12 protein-coding genes and 1 riboswitch are annotated in these 15,283 nt (G+C 40.0%); of the genes, 5 read left to right on the top strand and 7 right to left on the bottom strand.

Features of this window, described 5'->3' with window-relative positions; translation table 11 throughout:
* Positions 1 to 17: 17 nt before the first annotated feature.
* Positions 18 to 686 (top strand): alpha/beta hydrolase, encoded by a 669-nt coding sequence (locus Q0791_RS17885; protein ID WP_299009318.1) that lies wholly within the window; start codon positions 18 to 20, stop codon positions 684 to 686.
* 66 nt (positions 687 to 752) lie between these two features.
* Here the strand turns inward: Q0791_RS17885 and Q0791_RS17880 are convergent, their stop codons facing one another.
* Entirely contained in the window at positions 753 to 1,775 is a 1,023-nt protein-coding gene (locus tag Q0791_RS17880; RefSeq protein WP_299009316.1) for a class 1 fructose-bisphosphatase, read from the bottom strand.
* 287 nt (positions 1,776 to 2,062) lie between these two features.
* On the opposite strand from Q0791_RS17880, the gene Q0791_RS17875 reads away from it, so the two are divergent.
* The gene (locus tag Q0791_RS17875) at positions 2,063 to 4,261 is read left to right on the top strand and encodes a S9 family peptidase (RefSeq protein WP_299009336.1); all 2,199 of its coding nucleotides are present in this window, start codon (positions 2,063 to 2,065) and stop codon (positions 4,259 to 4,261) included.
* A 112-nt stretch (positions 4,262 to 4,373) separates the two neighbouring features.
* Here Q0791_RS17875 and arcA read toward each other — a convergent pair whose 3' ends face one another.
* Positions 4,374 to 5,090 (bottom strand): two-component system response regulator ArcA, encoded by a 717-nt coding sequence (gene arcA, locus Q0791_RS17870; protein WP_298772520.1) that lies wholly within the window; start codon positions 5,088 to 5,090, stop codon positions 4,374 to 4,376.
* A 584-nt stretch (positions 5,091 to 5,674) separates the two neighbouring features.
* On the opposite strand from arcA, the gene Q0791_RS17865 reads away from it, so the two are divergent.
* The 3 genes from Q0791_RS17865 to Q0791_RS17855 all read left to right on the top strand — a co-directional run bounded on the left by Q0791_RS17865 (position 5,675) and on the right by Q0791_RS17855 (position 9,132).
* Positions 5,675 to 6,097: a DUF3293 domain-containing protein gene (locus tag Q0791_RS17865; RefSeq protein WP_299009314.1), complete on the top strand. Its 423-nt coding sequence runs from the start codon at positions 5,675 to 5,677 to the stop codon at positions 6,095 to 6,097.
* A 204-nt stretch (positions 6,098 to 6,301) separates the two neighbouring features.
* Positions 6,302 to 6,496: riboswitch (Lysine riboswitch) on the top strand.
* A gap of 140 nt (positions 6,497 to 6,636) precedes the next feature.
* Positions 6,637 to 8,001, top strand: a complete 1,365-nt coding sequence (gene lysC / locus Q0791_RS17860; RefSeq protein ID WP_299009312.1) for a lysine-sensitive aspartokinase 3 — start codon at positions 6,637 to 6,639, stop codon at positions 7,999 to 8,001.
* 21 nt (positions 8,002 to 8,022) lie between these two features.
* The gene (locus Q0791_RS17855; protein WP_299009311.1) at positions 8,023 to 9,132 is read left to right on the top strand and encodes a succinylglutamate desuccinylase/aspartoacylase family protein; all 1,110 of its coding nucleotides are present in this window, start codon (positions 8,023 to 8,025) and stop codon (positions 9,130 to 9,132) included.
* Between the two features lie 55 nt (positions 9,133 to 9,187).
* On the opposite strand, the gene Q0791_RS17850 is transcribed toward Q0791_RS17855, so the two are convergent.
* The 5 genes from Q0791_RS17850 to Q0791_RS17830 all read right to left on the bottom strand — a co-directional run bounded on the left by Q0791_RS17850 (position 9,188) and on the right by Q0791_RS17830 (position 15,121).
* Entirely contained in the window at positions 9,188 to 10,393 is a 1,206-nt protein-coding gene (locus tag Q0791_RS17850; RefSeq protein WP_299009308.1) for a NupC/NupG family nucleoside CNT transporter, read from the bottom strand.
* 219 nt (positions 10,394 to 10,612) lie between these two features.
* Positions 10,613 to 11,551 carry a LysR family transcriptional regulator gene (locus tag Q0791_RS17845; RefSeq protein WP_299009305.1) on the bottom strand — a complete coding sequence of 313 codons (939 nt, stop codon included), beginning with the start codon at positions 11,549 to 11,551 and terminating at the stop codon, positions 10,613 to 10,615.
* A gap of 132 nt (positions 11,552 to 11,683) precedes the next feature.
* A complete protein-coding gene (locus Q0791_RS17840; RefSeq protein ID WP_299009302.1) occupies positions 11,684 to 12,454 on the bottom strand; it encodes an amidohydrolase family protein in 771 nt (256 codons plus the stop codon).
* Between the two features lie 77 nt (positions 12,455 to 12,531).
* The gene (locus tag Q0791_RS17835; RefSeq protein ID WP_299009299.1) at positions 12,532 to 14,016 is read right to left on the bottom strand and encodes an aminotransferase class V-fold PLP-dependent enzyme; all 1,485 of its coding nucleotides are present in this window, start codon (positions 14,014 to 14,016) and stop codon (positions 12,532 to 12,534) included.
* 4 nt (positions 14,017 to 14,020) lie between these two features.
* Positions 14,021 to 15,121 carry an SDR family oxidoreductase gene (locus tag Q0791_RS17830; RefSeq protein ID WP_299009297.1) on the bottom strand — a complete coding sequence of 367 codons (1,101 nt, stop codon included), beginning with the start codon at positions 15,119 to 15,121 and terminating at the stop codon, positions 14,021 to 14,023.
* Between the last annotated feature and the right edge of the window lie 162 nt (positions 15,122 to 15,283).

Here is a 15,283-nt window from a genome sequence, read left to right as displayed (position 1 = left end):
TTGGAGTAATAATCATTATGCCATTATCCCCGTTTGAATTGGCTTTTAAGGAGCATGTGTTAAAAGGTGATATCAACGCCGATGTCTGTGACACTTTAGTGATGCATGGCGCGGGTCAATCTTCTCGCGCACGGTTTGCCAAATTGAGGCAAGCCTTATTGAAAAGAGGGATTGCAAGCGCGGCATTTGACTTTATCGGTCATGGTGAAACAGGTGGCCAAATGAGTGAAAGTTCATTAAGTTGCCGTGAGAAGCAAGCACTGAGTGTGATCAAGTCACTAAAGATGTCACCTAAAATGCTGATAGGCTCAAGCATGAGTGGTTATACGGCGATTAAATTAACGCAGCACTTACAGGTTGAACAGTTAGTCTTGTTGGTACCGGGTGTTTACACCCCCAGCGCTCATAGAGTGAATTTTGGGCCTGAGTTTTCCAATATTATACGGCGAGAAAATAGCTGGTATGATTCAGATGCTTTTGATGTACTAGCCCAGTTTACTGGCGAGGTTGTGATTGTGGCTGCAGAAAATGATGCTGTTATTCCGCGTTTGTTAGTAGAGCGACTTTATGAAGCCGTGAGTCAAGCCAAGCGTAGAGTGCTTAAGGTGATCCCTAATGCAACGCACCTTAATTTATATGCGACACAAGAAGATTTTGAACAAGTGTCAGATTTAATTAAGCCCTAGTATACTCCAGCCATGAATACAACAAGAGTGACTGGGTCACTCTTGTTGTGAGTCGCTTTAAGAAAGTTAGACTAAAGAAGGGGCGACTTGTGTGTTTATTTCATTTGAATTATCCCCTTGATGGTGCCGCAAGCAGATATCCACTTCATTGGAAGAGCCTAAAATAACGGGAACTCTTTGGTGAATATGGCTAGGCTGAATATCCAAAATATTTTCATAGCCCGTTGAGGCTTTTCCACCTGCCTGCTCGACTAACCATGCCATTGGATTGGCTTCATACATTAAGCGTAACTTATAGGGTTTGTTTGGATTTTTATGATCTGTCGGGTAAGTAAATAAGCCACCTCGAGATAACACTCTGTGAACATCACCCACCATGGCGGCAATCCAGCGCATGTTAAAGGCTTTTTCTCTCGGCCCTATGCTTCCTTGCAATAACTCATCAATATAGTTTTGCATGGGTTTTTCCCAAAATCGTTGATTTGACATGTTAATGGCAAATTCGCTGGTATCGGGAGTGATAGTGACTTTTTCATTGGTGAGCAAGTACTCTTGAGTTTTGGGGTCTAAGGTGAAAAACTGTACCCCTTGACCTGTTGTGAGAGCCATCATGGTTGATGGGCCATAGAGCATGTAGCCGGATGCGACTTGCTTTCGACCACTTTGTAAAAAGTGCTGTTCACTGAGTGCGCCTTGAGGCACCTTTTCTTGTATGGGTAAGGTTGAAAATATCGTGCCGACAAGCGAGTTAATATCAATATTAGATGAGCCGTCTAAAGGATCAAAACACACTAAATATTGCCCTTCGCTATTGGCTTCAACGATATTGTCTTCTTCTTCTGAGGCGATGCCGCGTACTGCAATATTATTCTGCAGCGCATTTTTGAGCATATCATTGGTGATAATATCTAATTTTTTTTGTGTTTCGCCTTGTACATTTTCTTGCTCTGTTGCGCCTAATATGCCAGCTAGTGCCCCCTTGCGGACTGCGAAACTAATGGCTTTTGAAGTGTCGGCTAAAGTGTAGATGAGGTTTTCTAGGGCGGGATTAAGCGATTGTGTCTGTAGGTACTGAGCAAGGGTTTGCATGGTTTTTCCTATAACAATGTCGAATGTTGTAAGGGATAATTTTTTTGTTAATCATACCCGAGATAGATTATTTTTACAGTTTAGAATATGTATCAATATAAAAACACTGATTTTGTTTTAATATTCTGGGATATAACAATAAAGGGAAGAAAATGAATATTAGGGGTGTTAGTTTAAGGGGTGGGGTTTTGATGTCACTGATATGGGGCCTGTCAGCCTGCTCTACGGCCATTGAGAAGCAGCCTATTGGCAATGCTTTATCTACTCATCCATTACCTACGAGTAAAATGTCGATAATGAAAAAAGAGAATACAAATGTTGCTCCTCACGGAGGGCAAACAGCTTTAACCATTGAGCGTTTCAACGCTTCCCCCGCATTGGCTGGTGTTACGCCTATGGGATTGAAACTCTCACCTGATGGCTCACGGATCACTTATTTAGTTGGGCGAGCAGATAATCAGCATTTTTATGATTTATGGCAAATGGATGTTAAATCTGGTCAGAAAAGCAAGTTAATTGATGCTGATTTATTGAAGACATCGGAGTTATCTGATGAAGAAAAGGCCCGTCGTGAACGTCAGCGCATTTTTGGGCAAGGGATCATGGCCTATTTTTGGTCACAAGATAGCCAAGCAATTTTATTGCCTATGTCTGATACCGTATATTATTTTTCTCTGGCAAGCGGTAAGGTGACGGCATTAAATATCGGTGAAGGTTTTATTACCGATGCGAAATTATCACCTAAAGGGCATTATGTGTCCTTTATTCGTGAACAAAATTTGTTCATTTATGATTTGCAGAAAAAAGCACTGATCCAGTTAACTCATGATGGTAAAGGGGCAATCAAAAATGCAATGGCAGAGTTTGTTGCTCAAGAGGAGATGGACAGGATGACAGGGTATTGGTGGTCCCCGGATGAATCTAAAATTGCCTTTACTCAAATAGATGAATCTGGCGTGGAACTGATCACTCGCAATGAAATTTATGCCGATGGGATTAAGTTGACACAGCAGCGATATCCTTATGCGGGAAAAGCGAATGTTGAGATTAAACTGGGTATAGTTGCAATCTCAAGTGGCGCGATAAATTGGGTGCCCTTAGGCAAGAATAAGGATATTTATCTTCCTAGAGTCAAATGGCTGCCGAATAGCCAAATCTTGTCTTTTCAATGGCAAAGTCGAGATCAGCATGAATTGAACTTAAATCTAGTGTCAGCCACTGAAGCAGCATTGCCTTATTCCATTGTTGAGGAGCGCAGTGATGCTTGGGTGAATGTTAATAACGATCTATTTTTCTTGAAAAAACAGCCTCTTCTAATATGGGCTTCAGAACGTGATGGTTTCAATCATTTATATTTATATGATTTAAAAGGGGGATTGAAGCGGCGCTTGACTCAAGGACCCTGGGCGGTAGATAGGCTTGAATATGTTGATGAGGAAAATGGCTGGGTTTATTTTACCGGGCGTAAAACGACTGTGATTGAAAAACAGCTTTACCGTGTTGCCCTAGAAGGAGGAGAGGTGGAAGCTGTGACGCATTTAAAAGGGGATCACAATATCACTTTTGCTAAACACAGTCCTATTTATTTAGATAATTTTAGTAGCTTACTTCAGCCACCTCAGGTGAGTTTGCATGATGAAACGGGTAAGCGCTTAATGTGGGTGGAGCAAAATGCGGTGACGCCTTCTCATCCACTTTATGCTTATTTTGGTCTTTGGCAGCTTCCAGAGTGGGGAGAGCTTGAAGCAGAAGATGGCCAGAGCCTGATTTATCGTTTATTTAAACCGACAAATTTTGATCCTAATAAACAATATCCGGTTGTTGTGCGGGTTTACGGTGGCCCTCATGCACAATTGGCGGTGAATGCTTGGAGTGAGCAAGATTATTTTACTCAGTATTTATTACAGCAAGGTTTTATTGTATTTCAGTTAGATAACAGAGGTTCTGCTCATCGGGGAACGCAATTTGAGCAAGTGATTTATGAGCATTTAGGGAATGCTGAGTTGAAGGATCAGTTATTAGGTGTTGACTATTTGAAGGGGTTATCTTTTGTCGATGGTGATAATATTGCTATTTATGGTCACAGTTACGGTGGGTATATGGCCTTAATGGGAATATTTAAAGCCTCCAATACCTTTAAGGCTGCTATTGCTGGCGCACCGGTATCGGATTGGCATTTGTATGATACCCATTATACTGAGCGCTATTTAGGATCGCCACATACGAATGATAAAGGCTATGAGGCCAGTAGTGTTTTTCCTTATGTTAAGGGCTATCAGTCGGGATTGCTTATTTATCATGGCATGGCGGATGACAACGTATTGTTTGAAAACAGTACACGAGTCTATAAGGCGTTACAGGATGAAGGAAAATTGTTCCAGATGATAGACTATCCTGGCTCGAAACATTCTATGAGAGGGGAAAAGGTTCGCAATCATTTATATCGATCGTTAGCCGATTTTTTGAATAGGAAGCTCAAGCAATAAGATATAGCCGTGATTGGGAAGTCCTCAGTCAAGTGTATAAAAAAGCCAGTCTGATGACTGGCTTTTGAGTGATGAATAAAGAAGTGATATTTCAGCTGTTATTTGTCTGATATTATTCGTCTAGAGTACCGCAGAAACGGTAACCTTCACCGTGGATAGTGGCAATGATTTCTGGTGTATCAGGAAGACTTTCGAAATGTTTACGAATGCGGCGAATAGTCACGTCAACAGTACGATCATGAGGCTTTAATTCACGACCCGTCATTTTCATCAATAAGTCTGCACGACTCAGAATTTTACCTGGATTTTCAACAAAATGAAGCATAGCTCTGAATTCACTACGCGGCAACTTGTATGATTCACCTTGTGGGCTAACGAGAGAACGGCTATTGATTTCAAGGCTCCACCCATTGAAACGATAATATTCAACAGCACTTTTTTCTTCAGACTCTTCTCCCGTGCTATTGACGCGAGTTAATAAGTTACGTGCACGAATGGTCAGTTCACGAGGGTTGAAAGGTTTAGTGATATAATCATCCGCACCAATTTCAAGACCTAGAATTTTATCGACTTCATTATCTCGACCTGTTAGGAAGATAAGGCCAATATTATTAATTTCACGTAATTCACGCGCTAATAGTAGTCCGTTTTTGCCCGGCAAGTTGATATCCATGACAACCAAATTAACTTTATTTTCTTGCATCGCTTTATGCATTTCTGCGCCATCATTGGCTTCACTTACCACATATCCTTCAGCTTCAAAAATACTTCTTAGCGTGTTTCGGGTTACAGCTTCATCTTCAACGATCAGAATGTGCGGGTTTTGCATATTTATTTACCTAATTTCTGTCAAATCTATTCTAACCATGAGCGCCTGCTACTTAAAATGCGCCCGAGCTCATTATGCTAACAATTTACGGTTTCAAGACGAATCTTTATGTGTGATTGTTCTTGAAACCGTAACATACCTTGTGTCGAGTAAAGTATGGGTATCTCACAAAAGAAAATGTGAACTGTATTACTGTTACTTCGATAAACAAAGGTAAAGAAAAGTTCCTTAGCAATTGTTTTTTTTAAAGTTTAAATGTTAATTTAAGCATAGTTTACATTTAATACAAGAATACAGTTTTATAGCCAAGACTTAATTTTATTCTTTTGGATACATTTAACTTTTGTAGCCCAAATAGCATTAAGTTGATTGGCTTACATTTCTATTGTACTCGTTTTAGGCATTTGTTAACAAATAAAATGTTAAAAAAAACTGATTTAATCTGTCAAAGTGACAATTTTTATAATGTAACTTATTGATTATTAATGAGTGTAAATTAAATTTCAATTGGCCCAACCTCTTAAGTGATTATAATGTATACAATTGCTATAATTGAACGGGTGAAATTATAGAAACATAATATTATGAACAACTTAGTTGATGACCTTTGGCAGTGCTACCAAGAAACCGAATTCTTATTGACCCAAGCGCTTTCCTCTCAATTATCCTTTGCCATCATTACTGCACATAACCCAAAAGGCATGATTTTATCGCCAAGTCAAAATCGATTATTAGATAAAAAACTTCAAAATGAGCTTGTGCACTTGGGAGCACTGCATCAAGAAATGATAGGGACATCAGTGGATATGAGTCATAGGGAGAAAAGTTGGGCGGTGGCAGTAGAAAGAAAAGTAGGAATAGCCATTGGACTTAAGTTTAAACAAAATGCCATTTATTATGTTGAAACAGATAAGCTTAGACTCATTCCTTGCCTTTTTCAAAAACAAGAAATATGCCTAGGTTCATTTTCTAAAAAAATGAAATTGGTCTCTGAATTACCGCAATGAAATGAATGAAACTGATTTATTTCAAATAAGTGTTAATTTTACTTTGTATTAACCTTTCGTTTTGTTTGTTTATTTGTTTTATAATGAGTTGTTAATGTGAATTTATTGTTTACTTCTTTGTTTTTATTTTTATCTTTTTTATTTACATTGACTTTATCTTATGGCCTTTGATATTTATTGTTTATTAGATCTTATTAAGATTTAAGTTACAGAAGAGGAGCGTTAACTAGGTAGTAAGTTATGGGTGAACTAGCGCCGAGGATAACTTATGAGGGAGATTAGCGCCGAGGTCATGAATGTTTAGTTGCGTTTGTGGCCGGTTGTTCAGGCTGAATCCTGACAATTGTCACCTATACTCATAATAATGTGGGTATAATTGGGTGGAGGGCTTCTGGTGATGATCGCTATTTCCCGATTTCGAGAAACTCGTCTTACACCAGGCTCTTCGAACATCCTTAAGTTCGGAGCTTTTTCATGTTGTTTGTGTGGTTTATTTTTTCTTTTCTCTATTCCAGTAGTTCAATTGTGGAGGGAAGAGCATGTCTTTAATTGTTGCCAAATTCGGTGGTACCTCAGTGGCAGATTATGATGCAATGCACCGTTGTGCTCGCATTATTATTGAGAACCCTGAAATTCGGCTTGTGGTTGTCAGTGCCTCTAGCGGTGTGACAAATTTACTCGTTGAATTGACGCAAGCAGATACGGACGCTCAAAGACGTCAAAGCTTGATCCAGCAAATTTCTGCTATTCAGCATCTTATTCTAGAGAAGCTTGGCTTTCCAAATGAGGTGGTTGTTCGTATTGAAGCTGTGCTTGAACGTATTGAAGCTTTGAGCGAACAGTTATCGGTGCAGCGTTCAAAAGCGGTAATGGATGAGTTATTAGCACAAGGGGAGCAATGTTCCTCTGCTTTGTTTGCGGCGGTATTAAGAGAGAAAGGGGCTAAATCCAGTGTATTTGATGTTAGAAACATCATGAGAACGGATAGTTTCTTTGGACGAGCAGAGCCACAAATAGAGCAAATATCAAGTCTAACTCAAGCAGAGTTATCCCCTAAGTTAACTGATGAAGTTATTGTAACACAAGGTTTTATTGGGGCAGATTATCAAGGTTGTACAACCACTTTAGGGCGAGGAGGAAGTGATTACTCAGCGGCTTTATTGGCCGAAGCGTTAAAGGCTGATGCTGTGCAAATTTGGACGGATGTCGCCGGTATTTATACTACCGATCCACGGCTTGCGCCTAATGCACGTCCCATTAAAGAGATTAGTTTTAATGAAGCTGCAGAAATGGCAACCTTTGGTGCTAAGGTATTGCATCCTGCAACGATTCTGCCTGCAGTGAGACAGAAAATTCAGGTTTTTGTGGGTTCAAGTTGGGCTCCGGAGCAAGGTGGCACTTGGATTCGACATCAAGTGAATGCGGAACCCGTATATCGTGCTGTGGCCGTTAGACGCGACCAAACCTTATTGAATTTACATAGTCTGCAAATGTTGCATGCTCAGGGCTTTTTAGCTGAAACCTTTGCAACGTTAGCCAGACATAAAATCAGTGTGGATCTTATTACCACCTCAGAAGTGAATGTGTCACTGACTCTCGATAAAACCGGATCTGACTCCAGTGGTCATGGTCTGCTTAATGAGTCTTTATTACAGGAGCTTTCTCAACACAGTCGAGTTCGAGTTGAAGAGAACTTAGCCTTGATTGCAATAGTAGGTAATAAAATTGCAACCACAGCGGGTGTGTGTCGTCGAGTATTTGAAGTATTAGCGCCACATAATGTACGAATGATCTGCCAAGGAGCGAGTCCTCATAATCTCTGTGTGCTAGTTGCTGAGTCAGAAGCTGCGCAAGTGGTCAATGCATTGCATCAAGATCTTTTTGAAACGCCAGAAGTGATTTAAAGACGCCGTTAGGAGCGAGTGATGAAGTATCGCCAAAGGTATTTAACGGTGGGAGAGCTGGCGACAGGTCACCCCTTAACTGTACCTATTTTTGAATTCAAAGGACGGGATAGTTCGGCGCCAAGTGTGTTTATTCAAGCCAATGTCCATGGTGCTGAAGTGCAAGGTAATGCGGTGATTTATCAACTCATGTCAATGCTTGAGCAGTTTGATATATTAGGCGATATTCAATTGCTTCCTTTAGCTAATCCACTGGGCATAAATCAAAAAAGTGGTGAGTTTACCTTAGGGCGATTTGATCCCATTACTGGTGTGAATTGGAATAGAGAATATCAAGCACCTTTGATTGATATTCCTAAATGGGTGGAGGTTCATCAGGATTTAGATGAAGCTTCAATGATCAGCACTTATCGAGCACAATTAATTCGCTCTTGCAAAGAGGCTTTGGGTAATGAGTGGGGGCTAAGTACGGGAAAACGCTTGGCATTAAATCTTCAAGCTTTGGCGTTTGAGGCTGATATTGTTTTGGATCTCCATACAGGCCCTAAGTCCTGTAAGCATTTATATTGTCCAGAATACGATATTCAAGCCGCGCGCTATTTTTCCATTCCTTATACCTTAGTCATTCCTAATGAGTTTGGTGGGGCAATGGATGAATCTATCTTTTGCCCTTGGTGGCAATTGAGCGATTACTTACACTCTCAAAATATCAGTTTTGATGTGCCTGTATCAGCCTTTACATTAGAGCTTGGAAGTCAAGAGCAAGTCGATTTAGATGAAGCGAACCTTGATGCCAAGGGCATTTTGGCGTATTTAAGTCATCGAGGTGTGATTAAAGATACTGTCATGCCGAAGCAGATGCCAAGATATGCATGCTATTTAAAAGACTATAAAAAGTATCATGCGCCTTTATCTGGGTTGGTGGAATATAAAGCACCTTTAGGTAAAGTCTTGCCTGCGGGCGCGGTGTTGGCCAATATTCTCAGGCTCGATTTGTATGGTACTGAACAGGCATTAACCTCATTGTCTTTAGCTCATAGCTGCGTCCCCATTTTACATTTTGCTTCGGCATCGGTGCATCAAGGTACTGAGTTGTATAAAGTTATGACGCAAGTGTTTGAATTGTCTTAGTCTAGATTAAGTGGGCTGGTGGAGTGAAGGGCATCTTAATGATGCCCTTTATGGTTTATAAGGATAATATGAAGCCAGCAATGGCTGCGCTCATTAAGTTAGCGAGAACCCCTGCTGTGATGGCACGAAAACCATAGGTTGAAATGAAGCTTCGTCTTTCTGGAATAAGGCTGCCTAAGCCGCCAATCAAAATGGCCATGGTAGAAATATTGGCAAAGCCGCAAAGTGCAAAGGTTGTAATAGCTACGGAGTGAGGCGCAAGCTGCGTTTTTGCGTCCATTAACTGAATGAAAGCGACGAACTCATTGACGACGATTTTATTGCCAATAATGGCACCTGCAGTGATAGCATCTTGCCAAGGAATACCAATTAACCAGGCGACAGGGGCAAACAAGTAGCCCATGATCAGTTGAAAACTGAGTTTTATACCAATCAAATCACCAAACATACCCAATAGACCATTAAGCAAGGCGATGACACCAATAAATGCCAGTAGTGTTGCACCCACGGCGACGGCAATTCTAAGGCCTGACATGGCGCCATCAGCCAGTGCTTCTACGACGTTGGTCGCTTTTGGTATTTCCACTGAGGTAATTTCATCTGCCTGCTGTTCATCTTTATGAGGTGGAAAAAGCATTTTAGACATTAGAAGGCCGGCAGGAGCAGACATAAAGGATGCAGCAATCAAGTAGTTCAGATCGACACCCAGAGCGGCATACCCGACCATAGTACTGCCAGCAACGGAGGCAAGGCCGCAGGTCATGACGGCAAAAAACTGGGAGTCGCTCATTTTTTTAAGGTAAGGTTTAATGACTAAGGGGGCTTCAATCAATCCGACGAAAATATTAGCTGTTGCCGATAAAGATTCAGCTCGTCCAGTACCTAATACTTTTTGTAATCCGCCTCCAATAACATTGATAATTTTAGACATGACACCAATATGATACAGGCCGGAAATTAAGGCAGAAAAGAAGATGATAATACCCAGTACATTAATAGCAAAAACAAAACCGACATTGCCAGTAGCCAAGCCACCAAAGAGAAAGTTAATCCCTTCTTGCCCATAATTTATCACACTGGAAATCACTTCGGTTGTGCGGTTTAATGCCGCTTTACCGGCTGGAATGTACAACACCAATAAAGCAAAGGTGATTTGTAAAATAAAAGCCAGTGTGACTGTGCGAAGGGGGATATGTTGGCGATTATTGGATAATAGCCAAGCAATGAGTAAAATGACGCCGATACCGAGCAAGGATACCATGTAAGCCTCAATGAGTAATAAAATAAATGGCGCATTCTAGGCTTATAGTGGGATCATGCAATCTCACTTTATTAACGAAATGTAAGTGTATTTTTTTTGCTTTTTCTAATAATAACTAAATTCATAATTTACAGTTATTTACAATGTTATTGCGATTTATATTTTCCATAAGGAAATAATACTTTTCTTATGGAAAATAAATTAACGACTTTTACTGACTTAGATTTTGACAAAGGGTTTTAAATGAGTGTCCCAATAGGGAGTGAGACCAATATGTTTTTTAAAGAAGTTTAACGCCGCGGACGTTTTTTTAGCCAGATGTTTTCGACAGGGATAGACGGCATAGAAAGGCATGTGTTGACAGGCTTTCCAATCAGGTAAAAGTTGCACCAATTGACCATGACGAAATTCGTCACGCAGTAAATAACTGGCCAAATAAGCGATGCCCCAACCTGAGATAGCCGCATCTCGAACGGCTTCAGCTAAATCGACACGGTAATTGCCTGATACTTTGATACATAGTTTTTCATGGTATTTGGAGAAAGCCCAGTGATCATAATTTCTTAGGCTACTTTGATAAATCAGGCAATTGTGTTGGATGAGATCATTGGGATGATGAGGTTGCTCATGATGAATAAGGTAATCGGGAGAGGCGGCCAGAATGAAGCGTGTGTCGGCTAATCTTTGTGCAACATAACCTTCAGGGATTTCTTCAAAATTGGTGAGCCAAAGATCTAAATTTTCTTCTAACATATTGGCTTTATGATCAAATAAGCGGATCTCTACAGTCAATTCTGGATATTGTTTCCGTAGTTGTTCAATAGCAGGAATGATATGTAATGTGCCAAATGATTGCGAGACGCCGAGTCTCAATATACCTGAAACATCATCCCGTACGCCATCCATTAATAGGTTTGCTTCTTGAATATGATAAATAATTTTTTCGCAATGGTGAGCAAAGTGCTGACCTGCTTCTGTTAATGTAAAGCTGCGTGTTGTGCGTTGAACCAATTTCACATTGAGTTGGCTTTCAAGTAATGATAATTGTTTACTGACATGGGAAGTGGATACATGTAGTTTTTCTGCTGCTGCGGTGAAATTGCCAACATTTACTAAGGTATGGAATATGACCATTTGACTGGCCCTGTCTTGGATCATGGGCTTGCTCGAATTGTGTGAAGCATGTGTACAATACTAGAGTATGCTCCTTTTTGTAGAAAAAGCCTATGGGCATTTCGGTGAAGTTCTCGTTGAAAGCTTCAAAAAAACATTGTGTCTTTATTATGGTTCTTACTCAAGCTGTGTTGATTTTTGATAAAACTCTTGTGCGTTTTTAGATAATACCCTTTGAGCCGCATGCTCACCTAAGGTATCAATAACAATTAAAAAGTCGTCGTTTTTATAGGGGCGTGGTGCACGGGTAGAAGGCATGTCAGTACCAAACATGAGCGCGCTAGGATTGGCTGAATAAAGATCTTTTAATGCGTTGTTGATATTAAAATCAACTCTTCCAAAGCCTGTGGCTTTGACTTTAATGCCTTGTTCAACCAGCTTAAGTAAAGTAGGAAGCCCTGTTTTGCTCAGTCCTAAATGATCGATACTGACGGCGGGAAGTGTGACGAGTTGATGATGAAGTGAAAGTAGGTCATTACTATCAATATACAGTTCAATGTGCCAGCCTACGAGATCATAAACTCGGTGAGCCATATGCGTCATCTGACTGATATCCTCTGATCCTCCCCGTTTTAAATTAAAGCGCAACGCACGAACGCCTGCTTGATGGAGCGAGAGTATTTTAGCATCTGGTGTGTGAGCAGGGAGTTGAGTGACGCCGACAAAATTTGGCCCTAACTGTGTGAGTGCATCTATCAAATAATCTTGGTCAAAGCCTTGAAACGATCCTGATACTATGGCTCCACCACAGATCTGGTATTGATGAGTTTGATGGCGATAATCTGCCACGGTAAAAGCGTCGGGTAAATAACCTTGGTTGGGGATTAAAGCAAACCTAGGGTCAATAATATGAAAGTGACTATCAAACAGTGGTAGGGTAGCTAGCATGAATGACACCTTATTGAAGCAGATATGCTTCAATAATAGTGGATATGTTCACTGGGTCGCCTCTTTTTACATTACTTTTATTTGTTCATTTTTTGATGAGTTTGTTTATGGGCTTTTCTCCAAGCGAGTAATCCCCCCGCGAGAACGTGAATATGCTGAAAACCTGCTCGAGACAATTGGTATGCAAATATCATTGCTTTCATTCCAGAAGAACAAACTAAAATCAGTTTATCGTTTTTATCAAAAGTACGTATGATGGGCTGAGCATTGAACACATGACATTCATGAGAGTTGGGCATGCTTTTCATTAACAACCTTTCAAATTGACTTCGAATATCGAGCAAATAATGATCTTTTGTTCTTAAGAATGCATCATCAAGATTTTGAGGGGAAATTAAGGTAATATTTTTTTGCGCGCAAGTGTCGAAAAAATGCTGTAACTTTGTGATGAAATACTCGATCTCTTTTTCGGTTGTTTGTGTAGATAAACTGACTCGTATGGTTTCATTGATTTTTTTTTCATTTAACCCTATAGCAATGAGCACATGTGACGCCGAAGTTGTGTGACTGCAGCATGCTGAATCCGTGGATATGCAAATATTATGATGATCTAAAAAGGCAATAAGGCTTTGTTTGTCGACATTGGGAATGGTAATGCTGAGTGTATTATTCAGCGTATTTTGGTGTTCAGCATTGAAGGTGATCCCTTTATTCATTGATATTAGCTTTTCTTTCAATGACATTTTTAATTGTAAAGTCATGCTTGCTTTTTTGAGTAAGTGAGGGATAGCGAGACATGCTTGACCAAAGCCGACGATATTATGGGTGCTCTCTGTACCCGCTCTTAAACCGCTTTCTTGTCCTCCTCCCTTTATTAAGCTGTGAAATGGAGCCCCGCTTTTGACATAAATGGCGCCAATACCTTTTGGACCATGCACTTTGTGGGCTGAAAACGTGGCATAATCTAGATTAAGTTCTTCCACGTTGATTGGTATTTTTCCTAGCGCTTGTACACAGTCCGATAAGATGAGCGCATTGTGTTTTTTTGCTATTTTGGCTAGTACTTCAATGTGTTGAATGCTGCCAATTTCATTGTTGGCTAACATACAACACACTAAGCCAGTGTTATCATCGATTTGCGCTTCTGCGGCTTTTATATCAACTTGACCATTAGTATTGACTTTTAAATACTCAACGATGACTCCTTTGTTTTTCAGAGCACTTAAGGTTGCGATAATAGACATATGCTCAATTGGACTACTGATAATTTTGAGCTTTTGAGATTGTATGTCAAATGCTTCTACTAGGCTATGAAGCACTTGATTATTGGCTTCCGATGCCGTGGAAGTAAAGAATATATTTTCTTGTTGGCTATTGATGGCTGATGCAATGTGCTTTCGGGCAGAGGTGATTAGGTTGGCCGCATTATAACCGAGTTGATGCAATGAAGAAGGATTACCAAAATGCTTTTTTAACACCTGATCCATGACGTTAATGACGTCTGACGAAAGTGGCGTCGTTGCATTGTTGTCTAAGTAGGCTGTTCGTTTGAAAGTAAACATGTTATTAGAGATTAAGTAAGCTTGATTGCTTAATGAAGCGATTTTGACAGCTTAAGAGAGAGGTTAAAGTGACATCGTTTATTTCAATCCCTTTGGCTTGTATTTGTTGGCTCGAAGTGGTTTCAAAAAACCAAGAAGCGGTGGCTATTTCGGTATTGGTTTTTATTAAGTTAAAAAACATTCTTTCTTTTCTGGATAATTTGTTTAGTGGCAGAGAGTCATAATTATCATAGTAGGAAATGGATTTGGGCTTGAGTACTCTCTTAAACCATAAATCGACAGCATCGCGATAACTGGGTAACGTACTTGATTCAGAAACAATATTAACGTGTGTATTAACCGGTAATGTTTCTATTGCTGCAAACAGCATATTTTCAAAACTATCACAATGAACTAGCTGGAGCTTTTTTCTATTGGCGACATAATGCCAGTTTGCAATATAGTGGTTATGAAAAAGCTTCTCCATTAACATCCATTGTTGATAAAGACCGTAACGCTTACCTCTATAATAGCCTGTTTTACTGTGCCCAATGACGATGGAGGGACGCATAATGAAATAAGGTATTCCACTTTGTTCAACTAACGTTTCTGCATGGCGTTTAGATGTGACATAGGCAGTAGGATCGTTAAAAGGAGGGTAACAGCTTTGCTCTAAAATAGGTATATCTTTATAGCCAGAAGAAAAAGCTGTTGATATATAGATAAATTGTTGAGCATGGCAGCGCTTAGCAAGTTGGATAAGATTATTTGTGTATTGTACATTGCCTATGTGTAATTGCTCTGTATCGAAGTAACTAACATTACCTGCGGCATGAAAAATCGCATCAATAACGCCTGTTTTTTGTTCAAGACTTTTAGGTAAGCTTATCCCTGGTTGAGAGACGAATATTGGTGTCACTCTATCCCATTGACTGCGACTTATGGAAATATGACTATTTTTAGAATAATCTTCCACATTTTTTTTGAGTTGTAGTAGTTCTGCTCCTGGGCGTAATAATATGATAATGTCACACAAATAATCGGTTAGCAGCCGGAATAAGATAATATGACCTAGAAAGCCTGAAGCGCCAGTAAGAAGAATTTTGTTATAACGTTTGCTTTTCATATCACCTCTTTATATCTCTTTGAACATGAGTCTTAAGTGAATGATGGCTTAATGAATCTCGATTATTGACTTTAGTAATAACAGTATTTATACCCGTGACTGATGAATCCCCAGTTTTTTTACTCACAGGTGATTCCCAGGAAGTTGATTTTATTTGGGAAC

This window comes from uncultured Shewanella sp. (assembly GCF_947495455.1).
Lineage (GTDB): Bacteria > Pseudomonadota > Gammaproteobacteria > Enterobacterales > Shewanellaceae > Shewanella.
The sequence above is the reverse complement of the archived record's forward strand: the minus strand, read 5'-3'. Positions and strand labels throughout refer to the sequence as shown.

What these genes read in the sequence shown, in the direction of transcription:
- Q0791_RS17830 (WP_299009297.1), bottom strand. Translation starts at nt 15,121, where the DNA reads ATGAAAAGCAAACGTTATAACAAAATTCTTCTTACTGGCGCTTCAGGC.
- Q0791_RS17840 (WP_299009302.1), bottom strand. Translation starts at nt 12,454, where the DNA reads ATGCTAGCTACCCTACCACTGTTTGATAGTCACTTTCATATTATTGAC.
- Q0791_RS17880 (WP_299009316.1), bottom strand. Translation starts at nt 1,775, where the DNA reads ATGCAAACCCTTGCTCAGTACCTACAGACACAATCGCTTAATCCCGCC.
- lysC (WP_299009312.1), top strand. Translation starts at nt 6,637, where the DNA reads ATGTCTTTAATTGTTGCCAAATTCGGTGGTACCTCAGTGGCAGATTAT.
- arcA (WP_298772520.1), bottom strand. Translation starts at nt 5,090, where the DNA reads ATGCAAAACCCGCACATTCTGATCGTTGAAGATGAAGCTGTAACCCGA.
- Q0791_RS17845 (WP_299009305.1), bottom strand. Translation starts at nt 11,551, where the DNA reads ATGATCCAAGACAGGGCCAGTCAAATGGTCATATTCCATACCTTAGTA.
- Q0791_RS17865 (WP_299009314.1), top strand. Translation starts at nt 5,675, where the DNA reads ATGAACAACTTAGTTGATGACCTTTGGCAGTGCTACCAAGAAACCGAA.
- Q0791_RS17855 (WP_299009311.1), top strand. Translation starts at nt 8,023, where the DNA reads ATGAAGTATCGCCAAAGGTATTTAACGGTGGGAGAGCTGGCGACAGGT.
- Q0791_RS17875 (WP_299009336.1), top strand. Translation starts at nt 2,063, where the DNA reads ATGTCGATAATGAAAAAAGAGAATACAAATGTTGCTCCTCACGGAGGG.
- Q0791_RS17885 (WP_299009318.1), top strand. Translation starts at nt 18, where the DNA reads ATGCCATTATCCCCGTTTGAATTGGCTTTTAAGGAGCATGTGTTAAAA.
- Q0791_RS17835 (WP_299009299.1), bottom strand. Translation starts at nt 14,016, where the DNA reads ATGTTTACTTTCAAACGAACAGCCTACTTAGACAACAATGCAACGACG.
- Q0791_RS17850 (WP_299009308.1), bottom strand. Translation starts at nt 10,393, where the DNA reads ATGGTATCCTTGCTCGGTATCGGCGTCATTTTACTCATTGCTTGGCTA.